A 19351-nucleotide genomic window follows, 5' to 3' on the forward strand; every position below is an offset into this window, starting at 1 on the left:
CGCGCTACTGCGCGGTGGCGCCGCCGTCGAGGACCATCTCCGCGCCGGTCATCAGCTTGGACTCGTCCGACGCCAGGTAGACGACGGCGTTGGCCACGTCATCCGGCTCACCGAAGTGGCCCATGGGGATGCCCTTGAGCATGCGCGCGCGCGTCTTCTCCGCCTGTCCACCGGCCTGGGCCAGCGCCTCCACCATGGCGGTCTCCACGTAGCCGGGGTGGATGGAATTGCAGCGGATGCCGTAGCCCTTGTAGGCACAGTGCAGCGCAATGGACTTGGACAGCATGCGCACAGCGGCCTTGCTGGAGCAGTACGCGGGGAACTGCGGCACGCCCACGAGCCCCGCGACGGAGGAGATGTTGATGATGGAGCCCTTGGCCCCGCACTCCTTCATCACGCGGATGCCGTGCTTGCAGCCCAGGAACACGCCGTCCAGGTTGACCGAGTGCACGAACCTCCACTCGTCCAGGGACATCTCCTCCACGTCCTTCACGATGCCCATGCCCGCGTTGTTCACGAGCACGTCCAGCCGCCCGAACTTCTCCACCGTGCGCGCCAGCGCGCTCACCCACTGGTCCTCGCGGGTGACGTCCAGCGGGAGGAACAGTCCGGCGTCGCCCAGCTCCTCCGCCACCGCGCGGGCCTCGCCCTCGCGCCGGTCGGTGACCACCACCTTCGCACCCTCGCGCGCGAGCATCCGTGCGGACGCGGCGCCCAGGCCCCCCGCGCCGCCAGTCACCAGGACCACCTTGCCTTCGACTCGCTTCATGGTCGTCGTTCCTTCATGTGAACGGCGGGTGCTTCACGCCGTGGGGTTGGGGGTGAGGAGAATCTTCCCGTTGCGGCCCGGCTCCAGCGCGCGCTTCACCGCGTCCTGGATGCGCTCCAGCGGATAGGTGCCGTCCACGGGCGCCTGGAGCGTGCCCACGGCCATCAGCTCCGCCAGCCGCGCGAGCGTGGCGTTCTGCTCCTCGCGAGGGGCATCGCGCAGCCAGCGCGTCAGCCAGAAGCCGCGCAGGGTGACGTCCTTGAAGATGCTGGCCGCCGCGGACAGCATGGGGCCCTTGCCGCTCATGGCGCCGTAATTCACCAGCGTGCCGCCGGTGGAGAGACAGTCGCCCACGCGGCGAGCGGACTCTCCGCCCACCGCGTCGATGCCCAGCCGCACCTTCGCGCCGCCGGTGGCCGCGCGCACCTGCTGGGGCAGTTCGTCCGTATCCAGCAGCACCGCGTCCGCGCCCTGGGCCTTGAGCTCGTCGGCCAGCTCCTGTCGGCGCACGACGTTGACGGTCTTCAGGCCCATCACCTGCGCCAGGGTGATGAGGTAGCGGCCCACCGCGGAGTTGGCGGCGTTCTGCACCACCCACTCGCCGGGCTGTAGCGTCACGAACTGACGCAGCATCAGGTAGGCGGTGGGCGGGTTGATGAGCAGCATGCTCGCCTGGAGCAGGTCCAGTCCCGGCGGCACGGGCAGCAGCTGCGCGGCGGGCGCGGTGAGGTGGGTGCGCCAGGTGCCCGCGCCCAGCGGGAGGAACACGAGGTCGCCCACGGCCACGGTGTCTGAGCCGGACACCTCCACCACGCGGCCCACGCCCTCGTTGCCGGGCGTGGCGGGCAGCTTGGGCAGCACGCCGTATTCGCCGGAGAGGGTGAGCAGGTCGGACGGGTTGATGGGCGTGGCGAGCACGGCCAGCCGAGCCTCGCCGGGCTTCAGCGGCGCGGGTGACTCCTCCACCACCTGGACGACGTCGGAAGGCGGCCCGAAGGCCGAGAAGCGCACTGCTTTCATGGCATTGCTCCCGCGCTGTGAAGGCGGCGCCACCCTAACCGCCTTCCGCCCTGCTGCCGAGCGTGCGCTGTGGTGCCACGCGCGGTGTGCATCCGCTGGTGGATGGATCCGCTCCGCCTGCATTCCCGTCCCGAGGACGCGGCGCTCTGTCCACCCCCGGACGCGAGAGGAAGGAGGCTGACGGTCGGTGACGATCGGGCCTCGCCACGACGCTGGGGGCTGCACAGGTTCTGAAATGGACCCCGCGGTGGGGCGGGTGGGGACGGGCGAGGAGGGCGAGTGTGAGCAACGAGCACCGCGAAGGGGCCCTGGCCGGGCCGGGGGCCGCCGCAGGGGAGGGGCTTTCCGCCTCACCGTGCGTCTGGAGACGCAGACTGCTGACGGTACTCAAGCCGGTGTTCGCGATGGGCGGCCTGGGGATGTTGGGGACCCTGGTGCACAAGGCCGGCGCGGGCGAGCTGAAGACCACGCTCCTGGACGCGCTGCCGCTGCTCCCCTGGGTGGTGTTCATCGAACTGGGACGCCAGGCGTGTGACGCCACGGCGACGCGGCTGTCCTACGGCGCGCGTGCACGGCAGGTGCCGTTGTCGGTGTTGGTGCGAGCGCAGCTGATTGGAACCGCCGTGTCGAGCATGGCGCCCGCGGGCCGAACGGCGGCGGAGGCGACGAAGGCCACGCTGCTGACGCCATACACGGGAGGCGCGGCCGCGACGGCGGCGGCGGCCACGTCGCAGTCGGCGTCGCTGGGAGCCGGAGGGCTCATCTCCTTCCCGTGCGCGCTGGCGGCATATCTGATGACGGGCTGGAGCACGTTCACGGTGGCGATGCTGGTGCACGGCGTCGTGTTGCTGCTCGCGTCGCTGGGCGTGCGCGCGGGGCTCCGGACGAAGCGGCTGGGCACGTGGATGCGCAGGCGGTGCGGAAAATGGGGCGAGCACGCGGAGGCGTTCCAGGCATCGGTATGCGCCGGAGGGCTGTGTCCGTGGCGGCCGATGCTGGCCTTCCTGGGCAGCCGCGTGTTGCAGGTGATGCAGTACGCGGTGCTGGCGCACGCGGTGGGCATCGACGCGTCGGTGGTGCAGGCGCTGTTCACGCAGGGGCTCTACCTGGTGGCGCTGGCGATGGGCTCGCTGGTGCCGGGGCAGGTGGGCGTGACGGACGGGATGTTCTCGCTGGCGGCGGGAGCGATGGGGACGACGGCCGCGAAGGCGATGTCCATCGCGCTGCTCGCGCACACGGTGCAGGCGGTGTTCGTGCTGGTGGGAGCGCTCACGCCGCTGGTGTGGCGCGCGAAGGCGAAGGTGGCGGCCGCCGCGCCGGTGGTGCCGCCCGTGCTGTCCGCGCCCGTGTACCGCTGAAAGAGGCTCAGGCCGGTCGGACCTGGACCGGTGTCCCGCTGAACGCGGCGTTGCCGCTGACGGCGTCCAGCGCCTGGTCATCCGTGAGGTCGTTGATGCTTGCGCCCGCGTGCGCGCTGGCGACCTGCTGGCGGATGCCTGGGCGCTGGTGTCCGTAGCCATGCGGCAGGCTGACGACGCCGGGCATCACATCCGCGGTGACGGCGACGGGCACGGTGACCTCTCCCACGCGTGAGCGGATGGTGGCGTTGGCGCCATCCGCGAGCCCGATGCGTGAGGCGTCGTCCGGATGGACCATGAGCGTGCAGCGGGGACGGCCCTTCACGAGCCCCGGCACGTTGTGCATCCACGAGTTGTTGTCGCGCAGGTGCCGCCTGCCGATGAGCAGCAGCTCACCCTCGCGAGGTGCCGCGTCGTCCGGGAACGCGGCACGAAGCCGGGCCACGTCCGCGACGAGCAGCTCCGGTGCCAGTTGGATGCGCTTGGAGCGGTTGCGGAGCCTGCCGGGCAGGCTGGGCTTCATCGGGCCCAGGTCGATGCCATGCGGCGCGGCGCGAAGCTTCGCGAGCGACAGTCCGTGCTTCTTGAGCGGATGGAAGCGCGAGCCATAGGGCCCCATGCGCAGGCCCAGGTCGAGGATGCGCTCCGGCCCCATGCGCTTGAGGGCCTGGTACTGGAGCAGTGCGCGAACACTCCGTCCCTTGCGCAGGGTCTCCAGCCGGTGCTGGAGCTCCAGGGCGATCTCCCAGTCCTGACGCGAGTCCGGACCCGCTGGGAACACCGGCGGCGAATACTTCGCGGTGTTGCGCACGGCGAGCACATGGAAGACGAGGTCGTAGTGTCCTCGCTCCAGCAGCGACGCGGGCGGCAGGATGTAGTGGGCGTGGCGGGTGGTCTCGTTGAGATACGGATCCACGCTCACCATGAAGTCGAGCTGCCCCAGCGCTGTGTCCAGCTGCGTGCCATTGGGCGTGGACAGCACGGGGTTGCCGGCCAGGGTGATGAGCGCGCGGATGCGGCCCTCGCCCGGGGTGAGGATCTCCTCCGCGAGCGCCGCGACGGGAAGCTCTCCGGAGGACTCCGGCAGGCCACGCACCCGGCTCTTCCAGCGGCCATGGCTGCCAGGGCTGACACCGAACGCGCGAGGCCCGCCAATGAGGTCGAAAGCGGGAAGGGTGAAGAGCGCGCCGCCCTCGCGGTCCAGATTGCCGGTGACGATGTTGAGGACGTTGATGAGCCATTGGCAGAGCGAGCCGAACGGCTGCGTGGACACACCGACGCGCCCGTAGCAGACAGCCCCGTCCGCGGCGAGGAAGTCCCGGGCGATGCCGCGAAGAACGTCTGCTGCAATGCCCGTGTGAGATGCCGTGCGCTCCGGAGGGAAGTCGCGGACGAGTGGCAGCACGGTGTCCAATCCGTCCACGAACTCCGCGAGCCGTCCCATTCGATGTGCGTTTCCCTCCAGCACGACATGCAGCAGGGAGAAGAGGGCGAGCGCATCGGTGCCAGGCTGGACGAAGACGTGCTGGTCCGCGATGACCGCTGTCTCCGTGCGGCGGGGATCGATGACGACGACCTTGCCGCCGCGCTCCTGGATGGCACGCAGCCGGGCTCGCACGTCCGGCGTGGTCATCAGGCTGCCATTGGACGCGAGCGGGTTCGCGCCCAGGACGAGCATGTACCGCGTGCGGTCGATGTCCGGGATGGGCACCAGCAACTGGTGGCCGAACATGAGATGGGCCGCGAGCTGATGAGGAAGCTGATCCACGGAGGTGGCGGAGAACCGGTTGCGCGAGCGCAGCGCGCGAAGCAGCCCGGGCCCGAACATCATCGCGCCCAGGTTGTGGACGTTGGGGTTGCCCAGGTACGCGCCCACGGCGTTCGGGCCGTGCTCCTTCTGGATGGCATGGAGCCGCTGCGTGATGTCGCGGAACGCGTCCTCCCAGGACACGCGCTCCCAGCCGGAAGCGGTGCGCTTCATGGGATGGCGGAGCCGGTCCGGATCCTCGTGCAGGTCGCGGAGCGCCACGGCCTTGGGACAGATGTGGCCCCGGCTGAACGGGTCCTCCGCGTCCCCCTTGATGGACGTGATGCGCCCGTCCGCCACTTCGATGCGCACGCCGCACATGGCTTCACAGAGATTGCAGGTGCGGAAATGGACGGAAGCGCTCATGGACGGAGAGCCTACGCCGGCTCTTCCCCGCGTGGGGCCATTGGGTGACAGACTGTTCCCCACGATGGCTTTCCTGAACGTGTCGGTCCACGACGCCGAGGTCACGGGCGTGCGGATGGATCGGGAGAAGATGTTCCTGCAGGTGGAGCTGGTCCTGCACACCCGCGAAACCGTCTGGTTTGACTTCCAGGGTGCGGAGGAATGGTCCCTGGAGAGGCTCGGGACGCAGAACGTGCTCTTCGACATCCGCGAATGGCGAGCAGGAATGGACGGAGCCGCCGAGCGCTGCGCGGAGTGGGCACTGGATGCCGTCTGGACGCAGGAGGTCCTCGCGGGTGAACTCGCCCTGTACGAGTTCGAGCCGTCCGTGGGGATGGGCGGCTACGTCGTGGCCCGCGCCGTGACGATGGCACGCACCTGGGAAGAGAGCTCCCTGCAAGGCGTCTCCATCGAACTCGACTTCCTCCTCAAACCCGGCTGGAAGCGGACAAGTGAGGACGGCGGGAACCACGTGGTCACAGGCCCCGCGGGTCCTGAGTTCCGCTCGGAGATCTGGCGCATTGCCCAGTTCATCACGTACGGCGACTACATGAGCCTGGAGAAACTGGATGAGGCGGGGCACCTCTACCGGCTGATGTCTCGCGCACGCAAAAGCATTGGGTTTCAGGTGATGTTCCGGGCGGTGCATCCGGACCCATGAGAGGTCACATGATTTCCCACTCCAATCGATTCATTCACCTGGAGCTCAAGCCCGAAGCTGCCTCGCCCTACGCCCTTATGGGGTCCATCCGTGTCATGGGCGACGAAGGGCGAATCCAGGACGAACAGACATACATCAATGCCTGGCTGTGGGCCCTGGACGTGGGGCTGAAGCGGCTCCAGCACGAGTCACCCGTGCGGGTGAAGTTGCTCTGGGAACCCGATGCCCTGAGCTTCGCTCACGACGAAGGCGTGCTGGTGATCACGTACGAGGATCAGGTGGCACGGGTGCGGGATGTCGCTGCCTTCCGGCAGGCGCTTCGCGAAGCGGCGCAGCATCTGAAGGCCCTGCGCGATGAAGCAGAGCGGATGGACGTCGCGAAGATGATCCACTCGGACATCTTCAAGTTGCTGGACGGCGTTCGTCAGCGCCCGTCCATGTATGTGCCTGGCAACGAGCCTCTGGGCTTGGTGCATCTGCGAAGCCTGGAGCAGATGCTGTGGGGCTACTCATGCGCATTGCGCCACCACGGCATTCTGGAGCCAGGGCTCGATTTCTCCGTGAAGTTCGGGGCGTACCTCTTCGAGACAAGAGGCTGGAGCACCTCCTGCGGTCCGGCCGCCGCCATCCACAAGGCTGCCGACGGCGACCCGGAGGCATGGGCGCTGTACTGGACGCTCATCGACGAGTTCCGCGAATCGCTGGCCCGCCCCAACCCGCTTCCGGAGTAAGCTCAGCTCCCGGGTTTCATGACACCCCGCGCCATCCGCCCTGTCCGCCGGACAACCGGGGAGTCACTTGAGCCCCCAACAGCCTTGCCTTGGGCCTCCGGTTGCCGTCCAATGGTGCACAAACCAATGATCGTGACCGGTGGCGGTTTTTAAGAGCATGCGCACCGTTGCGATCACCGGCGTTGGGAAGAGGGTGAAGGGGAAGGCGATGATGGGGACGGCGTTGAAAAAGGGGGCGCGAGGGCTCGCGCTGGGGATGCTCCTGCTGGTGGGCGCTGCCGCCCATGCGGGACAGGCGGGCGGGGTCAACATGCCGGATTCCCTCCAGGTGGAGGGGCGCACACTCGCGCTCACCCACATGGAGCTGAAGAAGAAGCTCTTCTTCAATGTGTACGTGTGGAGCCTCTACATGGAGGAGGAGCCCACCTGCTTCAAGGAGGCTGTGTCGTCCAACAGCCTGAAACGACTGCACTTCCGCTTCCTGCGCACCATCAGCAAGGACCAGCTCGTGGGCAGCTTCCGCGAGGGCCTCCGCCAGAACCCGGCCATGCGCCAGGACGCCCTCAACCAGTCCCTGGAGAAGCTGCTGTCGTCCCTCCATGACGTGCGCAAGGGCGACGACCTCGTCCTCACCTACCTGCCCGGCTCCGGCCTCCACGTCTCCGGCGGCGCGTCCGGCGGGGTCCACATCCCCGGCAAGTCCTTCGCCGACGCCCTCTTCAGCTCCTGGCTGGACACCCACCCCATCTTCCCCAAGTAGGGCCGCTCGCCCGGCGGGGAAGTTTGGCCTCAAATTGGATGCGCGTTTCTCCTAGGCTGCGGGCCCGAGAGCGGTAATCTCGGACCCACCAACATCCTTGTCAGGAGGAATCGCACCTATGCGGACACGTCTGGTTCTGGCTGCCCTCGTTGCCCTTTCCACGGGTTGCGTCTCGCAGGGGAAGTTCAACGAGAAGGCCCTGGAGGCGGAAGGGCTGACGAAGAACCTCACGGATGAGAAGGCGGCCCGCGCGGCCGCCGAGGCGAAGATCAAGGAGCTGGAGGAGAAGCAGACCGCGCTGGAGCAGGAGAAGACCGCGCTGGAGACGCGCCTCAACGCCTCCGAGAACCGCCTCACCGGCGCCGCGGCCGAGCGCCGCGCCCTGGAGGAGAAGAACGCGCAGCTGGCCGCGCTCAACGACGAGTTGGGGCGCAACGCCAAGAAGCTCGCGCAGGCGAAGGAGGAGCTGGAGAAGAAGAGCTCCGAGTACGAGAACCTGGCCCAGTCCCTCAAGCAGGAGATTTCCGACGGCAAGATCGAGCTGTCGGAGATGAAGGGCCGGATGACCGTGCAGCTCAAGGACAAGATCCTCTTCGCGTCCGGCTCCGCGCGCGTGGGCAAGGAAGGGCAGGACGCGCTGGTGAAGATCGCCGACGCGCTCAAGACGGTGAAGGGCCGCATCGTGCGCGTGGAAGGCCACACGGACGACGTGCCCACCGGCGGCGGACAGTTCGCCACCAACTGGGAGCTGAGCCTGGCGCGCGCGATGGCGGTGGTTCGTTCGCTTCAGGACTCTGGCGTGGACCCGACCATGCTGTCCGCGGCGGGTTACGGGCAGTACCAGCCGCTCGTTCCCAACGACACGCCGGAGCACAAGAGCCAGAACCGGCGCATCGAAATCGTTCTCGCCCCCGGCCTCGGGGGGCGCTAGGAGGGGGCGCGGGAGACCCGCGCACCCTTCATGAGAACGCTCCTCTGCGTCGTCTGTGTATTGCTTGCGACCGGAGCCGTGGCACAGGCTCCGGACGCAGGAACTCCCGCCAGCGACGCTGGCGCTCCCACGGGCGTGCTGACGAAGCCGCCCGCCCTCCTGCGCCAGGTCGAAGCGGCCTACCCGCCGGATGCCGCCGCCCAGCAGTTGGAGGGCACGGTGGTGATGTTCATCGACATCTCGGAGACGGGCGCCGTCACGAATGTCGAAATCACCCAGCCCGCGGGTCACGGCTTCGACGAAGCCGCCACGGAAGCGGTGAAGCAGTTCCAGTTCGAGCCCGCGGAGGTGGACAACGTCCCCGCGCCGGTGCGCATCCAGTACGCCTACCAGTTCGTCTTCCGCGCGCCGGAGCCGCAGCCGGAGGCCTCGCCGGACGGCGGCGTCGCGGAGCCGCAGGGGCCGGTAAACTTCAGCGGCCAGGCGGTGGAGCGCGGCACGCGCAAGCCCCTGGTGGGCGCGGAGGTGGTGCTCACGGAGTTGGACCGCTCCACCGTCACGGACGGCGAAGGGCGCTTCTCCTTCCGAGGCGTCCCCGTGGGCACGCACCCGGTCGTCGTGGTGCTGGGCAACTACGACCGCTTCAAGACGCAGGAGACGATTGAAGAGGGCAAGGAGACGCGGGCCACGTACTACGTGCAGAAGCGCATCTTCAGCCAATACGAGACGGTGGTCCGCAGCGACCGCGAGCGCAAGGAGGTGACGCGCACGACCATCTCGGTGGCGGAGGTGCAGCGCATACCGGGCACGCAGGGTGACACGCTCAAGGTGGTGCAGAACCTGCCGGGCGTGGCGCGGCCCGCGTTCAACGGCGGCGCGCTGGTCATCCGAGGCACCAGCCCGCAGGAGTCCGGCGTCTTCCTGGACGGCCTGCGCATCCCCATCCTGTACCACTTCGGTGGCCTCACCTCCGTGTACAACTCGGACCTGCTGGAGGCGGTGGACTACCTGCCCGGCAACTTCTCCGCGTACTACGGCGACATCACCGGCGGCGTCATCAACGTGCGCAGCCGCGAGCCCCGCACGGACCGCTACCACGCCACGGTGGGCATCAGCCTCATTGAGTCCAACGCGGTGATTGAAGGCCCCATCACGGACACGCTGAGCTTCGCGATTGGCGGCCGGCGTTCGTACATCGACCTGGTGCTCAAGGCGGTGCCGTTCGACGACGACAGCCTCCAGGTGGCGCCGCGCTACTACGACGCGCAGGCGAAGCTGGTGTGGAAGCCGAGCCGCCGCCACACCTTCACGCTGCAGGGCCTGACGTCACGTGACCGTCTGGCATTGCTCCTGGACCAGCCGGCGGATGGCGACCCGTCCGTCAATGGCGGCCTGGATGTGACGACGGGCTTCAACCAGCTGCGCCTGCGGCACCAGTTCCGCGAGGGCAGGCTGACGGTCGACACGCATGGGCTCGTGGGCAACACCATCCTGGACTTCCAGATTGGCGAGCGCGGGCTGCGCATCGCGTCCACGGACCTGTATCTGCGGCCCACGGTGGAGTACGCGTTCAACGACAGCGTGATGGTGGCGGGCGGTCTGGACGTGGTGGCGAACCTGGCGAACGTGACGGCCAGCATCCAGCAGCCGCCGCGCGAGGGTGAGCCACCGTCGCCGCTGGTGACGGAGGACCTCATCAATATCGACGGGAAGTTCACCCAGTACTACCCGTCCGCCTGGGCGGAGGTGCGGTGGCGGCCCATCAAAGACTTGCTGGTGGTGCCGGGCGTGCGCACGGAGAGCTACATCTTCACGGACCAGCAGGAGGTGAAGCGCACGGTGAACCCGCGGCTCGCGGTGCGCTACGCGCTCACGGAGACGCTGACGCTGAAGGGCGGCGCGGGCGTCTACCACAGCCCGCCGGTGCAGGATGAGCCGTCGCCGGGGTTCGGCAATCCGGACCTGGGGGCGAAGCGGTCGCTCCAGTACAGCGTGGGCGCGGAGTGGCAGGCGCGGCCGGAGTGGTTCGTGGGCAGCGAGGTCTTCTACAACGACCTGGATGACCTCATCGTCCGCTCGAACGCGCGCGTCGTGCGCGACGGCGAGTCCGTGCCGGAGAACCTGAAGAACGGCGGCGTGGGGCGCATCTATGGCTTTGAATTGCTGGTGCGCCGGGCGTTGACGGACCGGTTGTTCGGCTGGATTTCGTACACGCTGAGCCGCAGCGAGCGCAGGGATGCGCCGGGAGCGCGCTGGCGCAAGTTCGACAACGACCAGACGCACGTGCTGACGGCCATCGCCAGCTACAAGCTGCCGAAGGGCTGGGAGGTGGGCGCGCGGTTCCGCTTCGCGTCCGGCAACCCGACGACGCCGGTGCTGGGCTCCAAGCGCGACGACACGACGGACGTGTTCATCCCGTACTATGGGCTGGTCAATTCCCAGCGGCTGCCGTCGTTCAACCAGCTGGACATCCGCGTGGACAAGAACCTCATCTTCGACACCTGGAACCTGGACCTCTACCTGGACCTGACGAACGCGTACAACAACCAGTCGGTCGAGGGCGTGGCCTACAACTACAACTATTCCAAGCGCGAGTACTTCAAGGGCCTGCCCATCCTGCCCGTGCTCGGCTTGAAGGGAGCCTTCTGAACGCCATGCGCACTCCCGTCCTGCTGTCTGTCATTGCATTGCTGGGGTCGAGCGCGTGCAGTGGCCCCGATTTCGAAGCCCAGAGTGAGATTCGCAGCGTGCGCGTGCTCGGCATCAAGGCGGAGCCGCCGGAGCTGGCGTTGGATCCGAACGCCTCCACGCTGCCGCCGCCGGTGACGTTCACGGCGCTGGCGGTGACGCCGGACGCGCGTCCGGTGACGGTGACGTACGCGCTGTGCCGGCCGGACGTGAATCCCTACGGGGACGTGGCGTGTCCGGGGGACAGCGGGGTGCCGTTGCCGGGCGGGGTGTTGTCGTTGAGTGACCCGGCGGTGCAGGCGCTGCTCATCGCGGCGTTCCAGGCGGCCACGGGGAGCACGGGGGGAGGGCAGGGAGGCTCGTTCGACTTCAACGACCCGGCGGTGCAGCAGGTGTTGCAGGCGGGGCTGCCGCTCTTCGTGGGGTACGAGGCGACGGACGGCAGCGGGACGCCGGAGGGAGTGGAGCGGGGCGTGCGGCGCATCACGTTGCGTTCGACGGAGACGCCCAACCAGAACCCGGTGATGCAGGACGTGCTGTGGAACGACGCGCCGCTGTCCGGGCCGCTGCCGCTGGACGCGGAGGTGACGTTCACGCCGGTGCTGGGAGAGGGCAGCGAGGAGTCCTATTCCACGGCGGACGGGCTGAGGACGGAGCAGGTCTTCTACAGCTGGTTCGCGACGGGCGAGGGCGAGGTAGGGTCGTTCCGCTCGCTGGAGCCGGTGGACGGCAAGCCCGGCGACCCGACGACGACCTACACGACAGCCAAGACGCCCGAGCGCATCACTGTCTGGGTCGTGGCCCGCGATGGTCGTGGAGGCACGGATTGGACGACGCGCACGGTGGACGTGGGGCCCTGAGCGCCGGTCGGGCCATCACCGTGGTGGTCGGAGCGCTGCTCCTGGCGGGTTGCCTGCGAGGACAGGGAGCCCAGCCCTCTGCCTGGGAGGGAGACCGGAGCATCGCGTTTCCGCCGTTCCATGCGCAGTCCGCAGTACAGGTGGGGGGCAATGAGCAGGCGTATGTGCTGGACGGCAACCTGCTCAGGGCCGTCCAGATCGCCATGGAGGACTTCTTCCCGAAGCAGTCCAAGGACACGCCGTGCTGGGGAAGACCGGAGGCGTATCGCTACCGTGTCATCCGTCAGGGAGACGTCTTCTTCATCCTGATCCACGAGGTCCCAGGCTCCTGTGGCGACGCCTTCATTGGCGTGGACACTGGCGCCCGCTACGCGGTCGGCCTCGACGGTCGGATTTTGCGGCGCAGTGTGGGCGCGGAACCGGAGGCACTGCCAGCGCCTCCGTCCGTGGATGCGGGAATCCTGGATGGGGCCGTGTTGGACGGTGGCGCCCCGTAGTCGGCCCCCGCTCACGGGACGATGGTGGGGGCGCTGTCGAAGAGGGCGTCGAACAGGGTGGTCTGGGGTGGACGCGTCCACTCCACGGCGACGGGGACGGGAAGGGCTGCGACTTCGGGCGGGAGCGGCGTGACGTGGAAGTGGGCCTCCAGTTCCCGGGCGATGATGCGCGAGGTGTCGCTCATGGGCGCGGGCAAGGGCGGCAGGTGCAGGTGGGCCTTGCCTCGCTTGCGTCCCGCGTAGTCGAACGTGAGTCCATACACCGTGTAGACCGGGGCCAGGATGCTCATGCAGCCCACGAGGGCCCAGGGCACGGGCTTCATGGGGATTCCCTTCGCGGGATAGACGGCGCAGCGCAAGGAGGCCTGGGAGGTCGTGCTGGCTTCCGCCAGGGTGAAGTCTGGCAGCAGCATGCCCAGCTGCCGCCGGAATGCATCCCAGCGCTCATTCTGCTGTCGCACCTGCTCCCAACGTTCTTGGCGGCGCTTGTGTTCAGGATGGGCGTCGTCCAGGGACTCCTCGTACGAAGCAGGCCAGTAATGGCGAGCGAGAGTCAGCAGTTCATTCGTGCTGGGAGGCATGGCGCGGGGGCTCCAGCGTCAGAGAGTCACGTGTCCGAACAGCACCGGAGGCGCCCGTTCATCGCATTGCGCCCTGAACCGGGCTCCAGCAAGGGACGCCTCGAAGGTCGTTCGCAGCTGTGCCTTCATCAACTCACAAAGCATTCCGAGCGGTGAGTCGACGGTGGCGGAGCCGAAGACTGCCTGAGAGGCCTCATTGATACGGTCCGCCGCGATGCGCTGCGCCAGCGGTAGTGAGAGGACGCCTTCGTGGGTTCGCAGGGGCGTTTCAACGCCGAACCTGCACAGCACGGTCTCGCTGGTGTTGGCGCGAGTAATCCGGATGTGGATGCAGGCGGAGCGCTGACCGCCTTCTTCTCCTGGCGTTGCTTCCCTCAGAGTCACGAAACGGATCTGCCGGGGCAAAATCCGCCCCGTGACGAAGGTCCGGTCCGTGGGCCCGACACACGCTGCGCACAGGGACAGCACGGCCGCGACTTGAAGCCACCGTCGCCGTGCTGCCTGTGCCGCCATGGCTCACCCCGTCAGCCACGCGGACGCGCGGCCCAGGCCCTCCGCCACGGAGGTGAATGCGTCCGCCGTGCGCACCCGGTCCTCTCCGAAGCGCTTCACATACAGCTCCCGCACCGCCGGAATCTGCGACGAACCGCCCGTCAGGAAGACCGCGTCAATCTCCCTGGCCTCCGGGTGCTTCGCCAACAGCCCTTCCGTGCACTGCGACAGTTCATCCAACAACGTGCGGCTCGCCGTCTCGAACTCCGCCCGCGTCATCGGCTCGTGCAGGTGGATGCGCGCGTCCTCGAAGTCGATGGTCGCCACGTCCTCGCTCGACAGCTTCACCTTCGTCGCTTCAATCGCCCGGAACAGCCGGTAGCCCAGGTTGTCCATCACCAGGTCGTAGAGCGCTTGAATCTCCGCGGGGTGGTCGCTCGTGTCGAGCATCACCTCCAGCAGCTCCTGCGTGGACTTCTCCCGGATGAAGGACATCTCGTGCCAGTTGAGCAGCTTCGCCAGCACGTGCTGCGGAATGGGCAGCCGCTTGTGGCTGAAGCCCTTCACCTTGTACGTGGACCCCGCCCCGAACTTCGGCAGCAGCTTGTGCCGCATGATCTCCGCGTCGAACCGGTCACCACCGATGCGCACACCCGTGGACCCCACCACGTCCGGCCTGCGGTCCAGGTTCCCTCGCCGCGACGGCCCCAGCCGCATCAACGTCAGGTCCGTCGTGCCGGCGCCGAAGTCCGCCACCAGCACCAGCTCGTCCTTCTCCAGCCGCGCCTCGTACGCGAGCGCCGCCGCGATGGGCTCAATCAGGAACTGCACGTGCGTGAAGCCCGCGATCTCCGCCGCCTTGCGCAGCCGCTTCTCCGCCAGCGCGTCCGCATCCGCATCCGGCGTGAACACCGCGGGCCGGCCCAGCACCACCGCGTCCGGCGGCTCGCCCAGGTGCGCCCCGGCCGCCTCGCGCACGCGGCGCAGCAGGATGGCCACCAGGTCCTCGATGGTGTACGTGCGCCCCTTCACCTGCGTCGCCCGGAAGGACGAGCTGTGCAGGAAGGACTTCACGGACTGGATGAACCGGCCGTTGTTGTCCTCCAGGTAGCGCTGGATGGCGTCCGCGCCCGTGAAGACCTCCCGCTCCTCCTCCGCGAAGAAGAGCACGGAGCGGAACAGCCGGGGCTCCGGGGTGTGGGGCTGCAGCGGCAACACGGTGCCGTCCGGCAGGGCCAGGGCGGTGTTGCTGGTTCCGAAGTCGAGTCCGCAGGCGCGCATGGGGGGGCGCCCCTTATCGCCATTCTTCCGGACGCGGTAGCCCCAAAGTGACTGTCTGCCGCAGGGCGGGCGGCCGGGCGGGCGCTCGCCAACGGATGGCTTGGCGCTCCACGGGCCACCGCCATCTTTGCCCTGTCATCCCTTTGACAGGAGAACCCCATGAAATCGCGCGCAGCATGGCTGGGTGCCGGAGTCGCCGCACTCGTAGTGGGCACCACCGCCTGCCAGGACGGAGACCGCTCCCGCCAGGACACCGCGGAGAAGAACACCCCCGGACAGCAGGTGGAGCAGGCCCAGCTCCAGTCGGAGAAGGCCTTCGACGACGCACGTGACGCGCAGAAGGAGGCCTCCAGTCAGCAGCGCGAGGCCGCCCGCGCCCAGGAGGACGTGCAGCACAAGCAGCAGGAGCTCCAGGAGGCCCAGGCCAAGGCCCAGAAGGAATCCCAGGAGGCCCAGGCCAGCCAGCAGCAGGCGCAGGCGCGCACCCAGCAGGCCCAGTCCGTGGCCCAGCAGGCCCAGGCCAGCGCGTTGGCCGCCCAGCGCCAGGCGCAGCAGAACTTCACCACGCAGCAGCAGCAGGCCTCCAACGAGAACGCCGCCGCGAACCAGCGCGTCGCGAACCCGGACGCCTGGCAGCAACAGGCCGCGAATCCGAACGCCGCCACCCAGCAGGCCGCCATCGCCCAGAACTCGCGGGCGGCACCCGCCCAGGAGCAGCAGATCTCCGGCGACGTGCTCAGCGCGAGCGCCCAGGAGGTGCTGGTCAGCCAGCGCGGAGAGCCGCGGCTGCGCCTGAAGGTGGGCCCCGGCACGCAGGTGCAGGTGGACGGCCGGGCCGCGAGCGCCGCGGACATCCAGGAGGGCGCGCAGGTCCGCGCCTCCTACCGCACGGACGCGAGCAGCGGCGAGCCGCAGGCCCTGCGCATCGACGCGACGTCCCGCGCGCAGCCGGCCGCGCCCGCACCGGCGGAGAGCGGCGAGTCCTCGCCCGGCGTGCCCCGGTCACCGTGACTCCAGACATGCCACGGCCCCGTGCCTTCGCGCTTCCCAACGCGAGGGGACGGGGCCGTGCCGTGTCGCAGCCTTGTTGCTACCCGCGCGTTACGCGGCCAGCTCGGCCTGGTCCAGGCCGGCCTCGGCCATCAGGTTCGCCAGCTCCGCCTTCAGCTTGTCCTTGGCGCGGATCTCCAGCTGGCGGGCGCGCTCGCGGGAGAAGCCGAAGTGCTCGCCCAGCTCGCTCAGGGTCATCTCCGAGTCGCTCATCACGCGCTGCTCGATGATGAAGCGCTCGCGCGGATCCAGGCGCGTCAGCGCGCGCTGCACCAGGTTGCGGGTGAGGCCCGCCTGCTGCCGGTCGGCGACCTCGTCCGCGTGGGACGCGGCATCGGACTCCACGAAGTCCAGGTGCGTGGCGTCGCCGTCCTCGCCCACCGGCGCGTCCAGGGACAGGTCCCGGCCGCCCATGCGCTGCTCCATCTCACGCACTTCCGTGGGCTTCACGTTCAGCTTCTTGGCGATTTCGTCCGCGTTGACGATGTGGCCATCGCCGGCGCCCAGCTTCTCCAGCTCGCGGCGCGTGCGGGCCAGGCTGAAGAACAGCCGGCGCTGCGCCTGCGTGGTGCCCAGCTTCACCAGGCTCCAGTTGCGGAGCACGTAGTTCTGGATGTACGCGCGGATCCACCACACCGCGTAGGAGATGAGGCGGATGCCCTTCTCCGGGTCGAACTTCTGCACCGCCTTCATCAGGCCGATGTTCGCCTCCTGGATGAGGTCGGACATCTTCAGGCCGTAGGAGCGGTACTCGTACGCCACCTTCACCACGAAGCGCAGGTTGCTCGTCACCAGGCGGTGGCCCGCGGACAGGTCGCCCGCGCGGAAGGCGCGAGACAGCGACTGCTCATCCTGCGGGTTCAGCAGCGGGTACTGGTTGATCTCCGAGAGGTACGTGGAGAGCGAGTCGGCGGAAGAGAAGGAGCTGGAGGTCTGCATGGGGGTCTCTCTCGGGGAAGAGGGCGGTGTGTGCGACCGCCGTTTGCTGCGACGGGGAGACCTTTAGCAACGCACGGGCCAATGCCAGCCGGCGGGCAACCTCAATGATTCCAGGGCGTTGCGCGAAACGGCCCCAATGCTTAGGGCGGAACCCGGCACTTTTTACAGCGAGGGGTTCCGACACTTCTTCCGGGTGCCCCCAAGGGAGGGTTGCCTGCCCTCCGACCCGGGCACAGGGCGGATCACATCCAGCAGGGATGTGGGCACGCCCCGGCCCCCACACCAGGGGACCGGGGCGCCGGGTGTCCGGAAAATGGCGGCCCGCTCAGGGGGCCACGGGCGTGAGTTCGTAGCCCACGTTCACCTGGACCGCCGCGGGCAGGCAGGCGGGGGCGTCACCGGGGTGGGTGACCTTCCAGCAGAGCTGGTTGCCGGGCGTGCCGGAGACATCCACGGTGACGCTGTCCGCCCCGCGCATGAGCGGCAGCGGGTGCCAGGTGGGCGTGGGGTTGGATGCGCAGACGCCGTCGCCGCACACCTGGCAGTCGGTGGCCAGCGCATAGGAGGGCGCGGGCTGGCTGGTGGCGCAGCCTGTCGGCACGGTGTCCGTCTTCGTGAAGCGCACGCGGGACACGGCGCAGCTTGCGTCCAGAGGGTTCAGCACCTTCGAGCGCGCGGCGCTGGGCGCCTGACCCTGGAACAGGAAGACGGCGTCGTTGAAGTCGCGGTCGCCGCCGCCATTGAGGTCCTCGAAGCCCATGAGCCACTGGCCCGGCAGGGTCGTGGGCGCCGTCATCAGCACGTGCGGCATGCGGAGGTTGCCCGACGCGGGGACGGTGGCGCCTTCCTTGGGAAGGACGAGACGCCCGTAATACGGATCCGCCATGCGCTGCAGCACGAACGAATCCATCCAGCCACACAGCTTCTGGCTGGTCGCCACCACGGCGCAGGCCTTCGAGGAGGACTGGGCGTGGTCCGGGTCACACTGGTCGGAGAAGGCGCAGCCGATGTTCCGCTGCAGCGTCGGCATCCGGCCCACGGGGTCCTGATCCAGGTTCCACTTCGCCTTGGAGAAGAAGACGGACAGGGGCGTCTTCAGGTGCAGCGTGCACTTGAGGTTGGCGTCCCTGCGCAGGCACGGGAAGACGGTGCCGTCGTCCAGGTAGTGGGCCGCGTCGAAGGCGGTGACGAGGAAGAAGACCATCTCCTTGCCTCCCTGGATGAGCCCCAGGTCCACCGTGCGGTCCTTGCGGGTGATGCCCGGATCCGGGTTGACGGACCGCACCACGCCCCGCGTGTCGTACCGGGACACGTCGTAGTCCGGGATGCCGTCCTCGAAATCATCGGCGTCCGGCACCAGACCCATCGCGCGATAGGTGGTCAGGTTGCTGTCGTCCTCGGTGCTCAGGAAGACCAGCGAGCCCATTCCCATGAAGTTGTTGGTGGGGTGGGCGGGCTCCAGCAGGTTGGGGATGTGCGGGAAGAGGCCGTTGTCGGAGAAGCCGGTGCCCGCGTTCGCGGAGGGAACGGGGGGGACGGTCCCCACGATGTCGGCGGTGATGTTGTAGGCGGAGGAGGTGCGGCCGGGACGGGCATCCGTCAGGTCCTGGCTGGTGAAGAAGGCCGAAGCGCAGACCGAGTTGAGCGCCAGCTCCGGCTGACGGAAGAGGAAGCCACCGGACGTGAAGGTCCGGCTACAGCGGGGGCTCACGCCGATGTACGGGCGGGCCTGGACGCCGGAGGGCGGGGCCAGGTTGTAGAGGTCTTCGTGCAGGTCCGCGATGCCATTGCCGTTGGCATCCACCAGGTCGCCCTGGGCGTTGACGTAGCCGCGAGCGACGAGGTCGTCGTAGTACACGTAGCCGAACGCGTGCGTGGCCTCCGATTCCTTGGCGATGAAGGTGACGCTCAGCTCCTGGTCCGTCGCGAACACGATGCGCTCCGGGGACCTGGGGGCCAAAGGAGCGGTCAACCACAGCTCCTGCCAGGACGCGGCGCCAGCGTTCTCCAGCAGCTCGAAGCCCGAGTCCACGAACGGCGGCTGACGGTTCACCGCCAGGTCCTGGGCGACGCTGAAGCCGAACGACGAAGAGATGGACTGGCCATGGCTGCTGGTGACCGTGACGGCCACCGGCGTGGTGTCCTCCGCCAGGCACTGCGGCGCGGTCCAGGTCTGGAGGCTCGAGGTCCCGGTGTCCACCTGCGTCCCCAGGGTGCCCGCGCTGGCGTCCCAGGAGAACGTCAGCGGATTCCCGTGGGGATCCGTGGCCAGGATGCCCACCTCCGCGGTGCCGCCGGGAGGCAGGACCGCCGAGGACTGCGAGAAGCCGTTGAGCCGCGGCAGCACATGGCCGGGCTGGGTTCCCCCGGGGGGCATCGCGTGGGCCGCGCGCGGTGAGGCAATGACAAGCAGGAACCCCCCGGCCACGAAGGCCAGGAGGCGAAGAAGATGAGGCTGCAAGGACAGACTCCTCGGGGTGAAGACGGCCCCGAGGGTCTATCAGATGGAGATGACGGGCAT

The 19351-nt window shown here is 68.5% G+C and carries 16 protein-coding genes; 9 read left to right on the plus strand and 7 right to left on the minus strand.

Annotated elements, in window-relative coordinates:
* Positions 1-4: 4 nt before the first annotated feature.
* Both D7Y15_RS07240 and D7Y15_RS07245 read right to left on the minus strand, forming a co-directional pair.
* Positions 5-769: a glucose 1-dehydrogenase gene (locus D7Y15_RS07240; protein ID WP_121752096.1), complete on the minus strand. Its 765-nt coding sequence runs from the start codon at positions 767-769 to the stop codon at positions 5-7.
* 33 nt (positions 770-802) lie between these two features.
* Positions 803-1789 (minus strand): zinc-dependent alcohol dehydrogenase family protein, encoded by a 987-nt coding sequence (locus tag D7Y15_RS07245; protein WP_120578220.1) that lies wholly within the window; start codon positions 1787-1789, stop codon positions 803-805.
* A 281-nt stretch (positions 1790-2070) separates the two neighbouring features.
* Between D7Y15_RS07245 and D7Y15_RS07250 the strand changes: the two genes are divergently transcribed.
* Positions 2071-3147, plus strand: a complete 1077-nt coding sequence (locus D7Y15_RS07250) for a lysylphosphatidylglycerol synthase domain-containing protein (protein ID WP_199745894.1) — start codon at positions 2071-2073, stop codon at positions 3145-3147.
* 7 nt (positions 3148-3154) lie between these two features.
* On the opposite strand, the gene D7Y15_RS07255 is transcribed toward D7Y15_RS07250, so the two are convergent.
* On the minus strand, positions 3155-5320 hold the full coding sequence (locus tag D7Y15_RS07255) for a molybdopterin oxidoreductase family protein (RefSeq protein ID WP_121752097.1): 2166 nt from the start codon (positions 5318-5320) through the stop codon (positions 3155-3157).
* Between D7Y15_RS07255 and D7Y15_RS07260 the strand changes: the two genes are divergently transcribed.
* From D7Y15_RS07260 to D7Y15_RS07290, 7 genes are all read left to right on the plus strand, one after another.
* Positions 5238-6020: a hypothetical protein gene (locus D7Y15_RS07260; protein ID WP_233604852.1), complete on the plus strand. Its 783-nt coding sequence runs from the start codon at positions 5238-5240 to the stop codon at positions 6018-6020. The genes D7Y15_RS07255 and D7Y15_RS07260 overlap by 83 nt on opposite strands.
* An 8-nt stretch (positions 6021-6028) precedes the next feature.
* Positions 6029-6751, plus strand: coding sequence for a hypothetical protein (locus D7Y15_RS07265; protein ID WP_121752099.1), 723 nt, complete (start codon positions 6029-6031; stop codon positions 6749-6751).
* A 157-nt stretch (positions 6752-6908) separates the two neighbouring features.
* Complete coding sequence (locus tag D7Y15_RS07270) at positions 6909-7511, plus strand: chalcone isomerase family protein (RefSeq protein ID WP_233597476.1); 603 nt, start codon at positions 6909-6911, stop codon at positions 7509-7511.
* Between the two features lie 118 nt (positions 7512-7629).
* On the plus strand, positions 7630-8442 hold the full coding sequence (locus D7Y15_RS07275) for an OmpA family protein (RefSeq protein ID WP_120599470.1): 813 nt from the start codon (positions 7630-7632) through the stop codon (positions 8440-8442).
* A gap of 30 nt (positions 8443-8472) precedes the next feature.
* Positions 8473-11091, plus strand: coding sequence for a TonB-dependent receptor (locus tag D7Y15_RS07280; RefSeq protein WP_121752100.1), 2619 nt, complete (start codon positions 8473-8475; stop codon positions 11089-11091).
* Positions 11092-11096: 5 nt separating this feature from the next.
* On the plus strand, positions 11097-11990 hold the full coding sequence (locus D7Y15_RS07285; RefSeq protein ID WP_121752101.1) for a hypothetical protein: 894 nt from the start codon (positions 11097-11099) through the stop codon (positions 11988-11990).
* A complete protein-coding gene (locus tag D7Y15_RS07290; RefSeq protein WP_121752102.1) occupies positions 11957-12487 on the plus strand; it encodes a hypothetical protein in 531 nt (176 codons plus the stop codon). The genes D7Y15_RS07285 and D7Y15_RS07290 overlap by 34 nt, the downstream gene beginning before the upstream one ends.
* Positions 12488-12498: 11 nt before the next feature.
* Here D7Y15_RS07290 and D7Y15_RS07295 read toward each other — a convergent pair whose 3' ends face one another.
* Together D7Y15_RS07295 and D7Y15_RS07305 are read right to left on the minus strand one after the other, a co-directional pair.
* A complete protein-coding gene (locus D7Y15_RS07295; protein WP_233604851.1) occupies positions 12499-12948 on the minus strand; it encodes a hypothetical protein in 450 nt (149 codons plus the stop codon).
* Positions 12949-13584: 636 nt separating this feature from the next.
* Entirely contained in the window at positions 13585-14841 is a 1257-nt protein-coding gene (locus tag D7Y15_RS07305) for an Hsp70 family protein (protein ID WP_121752104.1), read from the minus strand.
* A 159-nt stretch (positions 14842-15000) separates the two neighbouring features.
* Here D7Y15_RS07305 and D7Y15_RS07310 point away from each other — a divergent pair, with 159 nt between their 5' ends.
* On the plus strand, positions 15001-15852 hold the full coding sequence (locus tag D7Y15_RS07310) for a hypothetical protein (RefSeq protein WP_148712717.1): 852 nt from the start codon (positions 15001-15003) through the stop codon (positions 15850-15852).
* Positions 15853-15942: 90 nt separating this feature from the next.
* Here the strand turns inward: D7Y15_RS07310 and D7Y15_RS07315 are convergent, their stop codons facing one another.
* Together D7Y15_RS07315 and D7Y15_RS07320 are read right to left on the minus strand one after the other, a co-directional pair.
* Positions 15943-16830, minus strand: coding sequence for an RNA polymerase factor sigma-32 (locus D7Y15_RS07315; protein ID WP_121752106.1), 888 nt, complete (start codon positions 16828-16830; stop codon positions 15943-15945).
* Between the two features lie 325 nt (positions 16831-17155).
* Complete coding sequence (locus tag D7Y15_RS07320; RefSeq protein ID WP_121752107.1) at positions 17156-19291, minus strand: DUF4114 domain-containing protein; 2136 nt, start codon at positions 19289-19291, stop codon at positions 17156-17158.
* Between the last annotated feature and the right edge of the window lie 60 nt (positions 19292-19351).

Source organism: Corallococcus sp. AB030 (genome assembly GCF_003668965.1).
GTDB lineage: Bacteria > Myxococcota > Myxococcia > Myxococcales > Myxococcaceae > Corallococcus > Corallococcus exiguus.

Excerpts from the sequence above, each read along its gene's own strand:
- D7Y15_RS07245 (WP_120578220.1), bottom strand. The coding sequence starts at position 1,789 with ATGAAAGCAGTGCGCTTCTCGGCCTTCGGGCCGCCTTCCGACGTCGTC.
- D7Y15_RS07255 (WP_121752097.1), bottom strand. The coding sequence starts at position 5,320 with ATGAGCGCTTCCGTCCATTTCCGCACCTGCAATCTCTGTGAAGCCATG.
- D7Y15_RS07310 (WP_148712717.1), top strand. The coding sequence starts at position 15,001 with ATGAAATCGCGCGCAGCATGGCTGGGTGCCGGAGTCGCCGCACTCGTA.
- D7Y15_RS07240 (WP_121752096.1), bottom strand. The coding sequence starts at position 769 with ATGAAGCGAGTCGAAGGCAAGGTGGTCCTGGTGACTGGCGGCGCGGGG.
- D7Y15_RS07275 (WP_120599470.1), top strand. The coding sequence starts at position 7,630 with ATGCGGACACGTCTGGTTCTGGCTGCCCTCGTTGCCCTTTCCACGGGT.
- D7Y15_RS07280 (WP_121752100.1), top strand. The coding sequence starts at position 8,473 with ATGAGAACGCTCCTCTGCGTCGTCTGTGTATTGCTTGCGACCGGAGCC.
- D7Y15_RS07285 (WP_121752101.1), top strand. The coding sequence starts at position 11,097 with ATGCGCACTCCCGTCCTGCTGTCTGTCATTGCATTGCTGGGGTCGAGC.
- D7Y15_RS07315 (WP_121752106.1), bottom strand. The coding sequence starts at position 16,830 with ATGCAGACCTCCAGCTCCTTCTCTTCCGCCGACTCGCTCTCCACGTAC.
- D7Y15_RS07305 (WP_121752104.1), bottom strand. The coding sequence starts at position 14,841 with ATGCGCGCCTGCGGACTCGACTTCGGAACCAGCAACACCGCCCTGGCC.
- D7Y15_RS07270 (WP_233597476.1), top strand. The coding sequence starts at position 6,909 with ATGCGCACCGTTGCGATCACCGGCGTTGGGAAGAGGGTGAAGGGGAAG.
- D7Y15_RS07265 (WP_121752099.1), top strand. The coding sequence starts at position 6,029 with ATGATTTCCCACTCCAATCGATTCATTCACCTGGAGCTCAAGCCCGAA.
- D7Y15_RS07260 (WP_233604852.1), top strand. The coding sequence starts at position 5,238 with ATGCGCCCGTCCGCCACTTCGATGCGCACGCCGCACATGGCTTCACAG.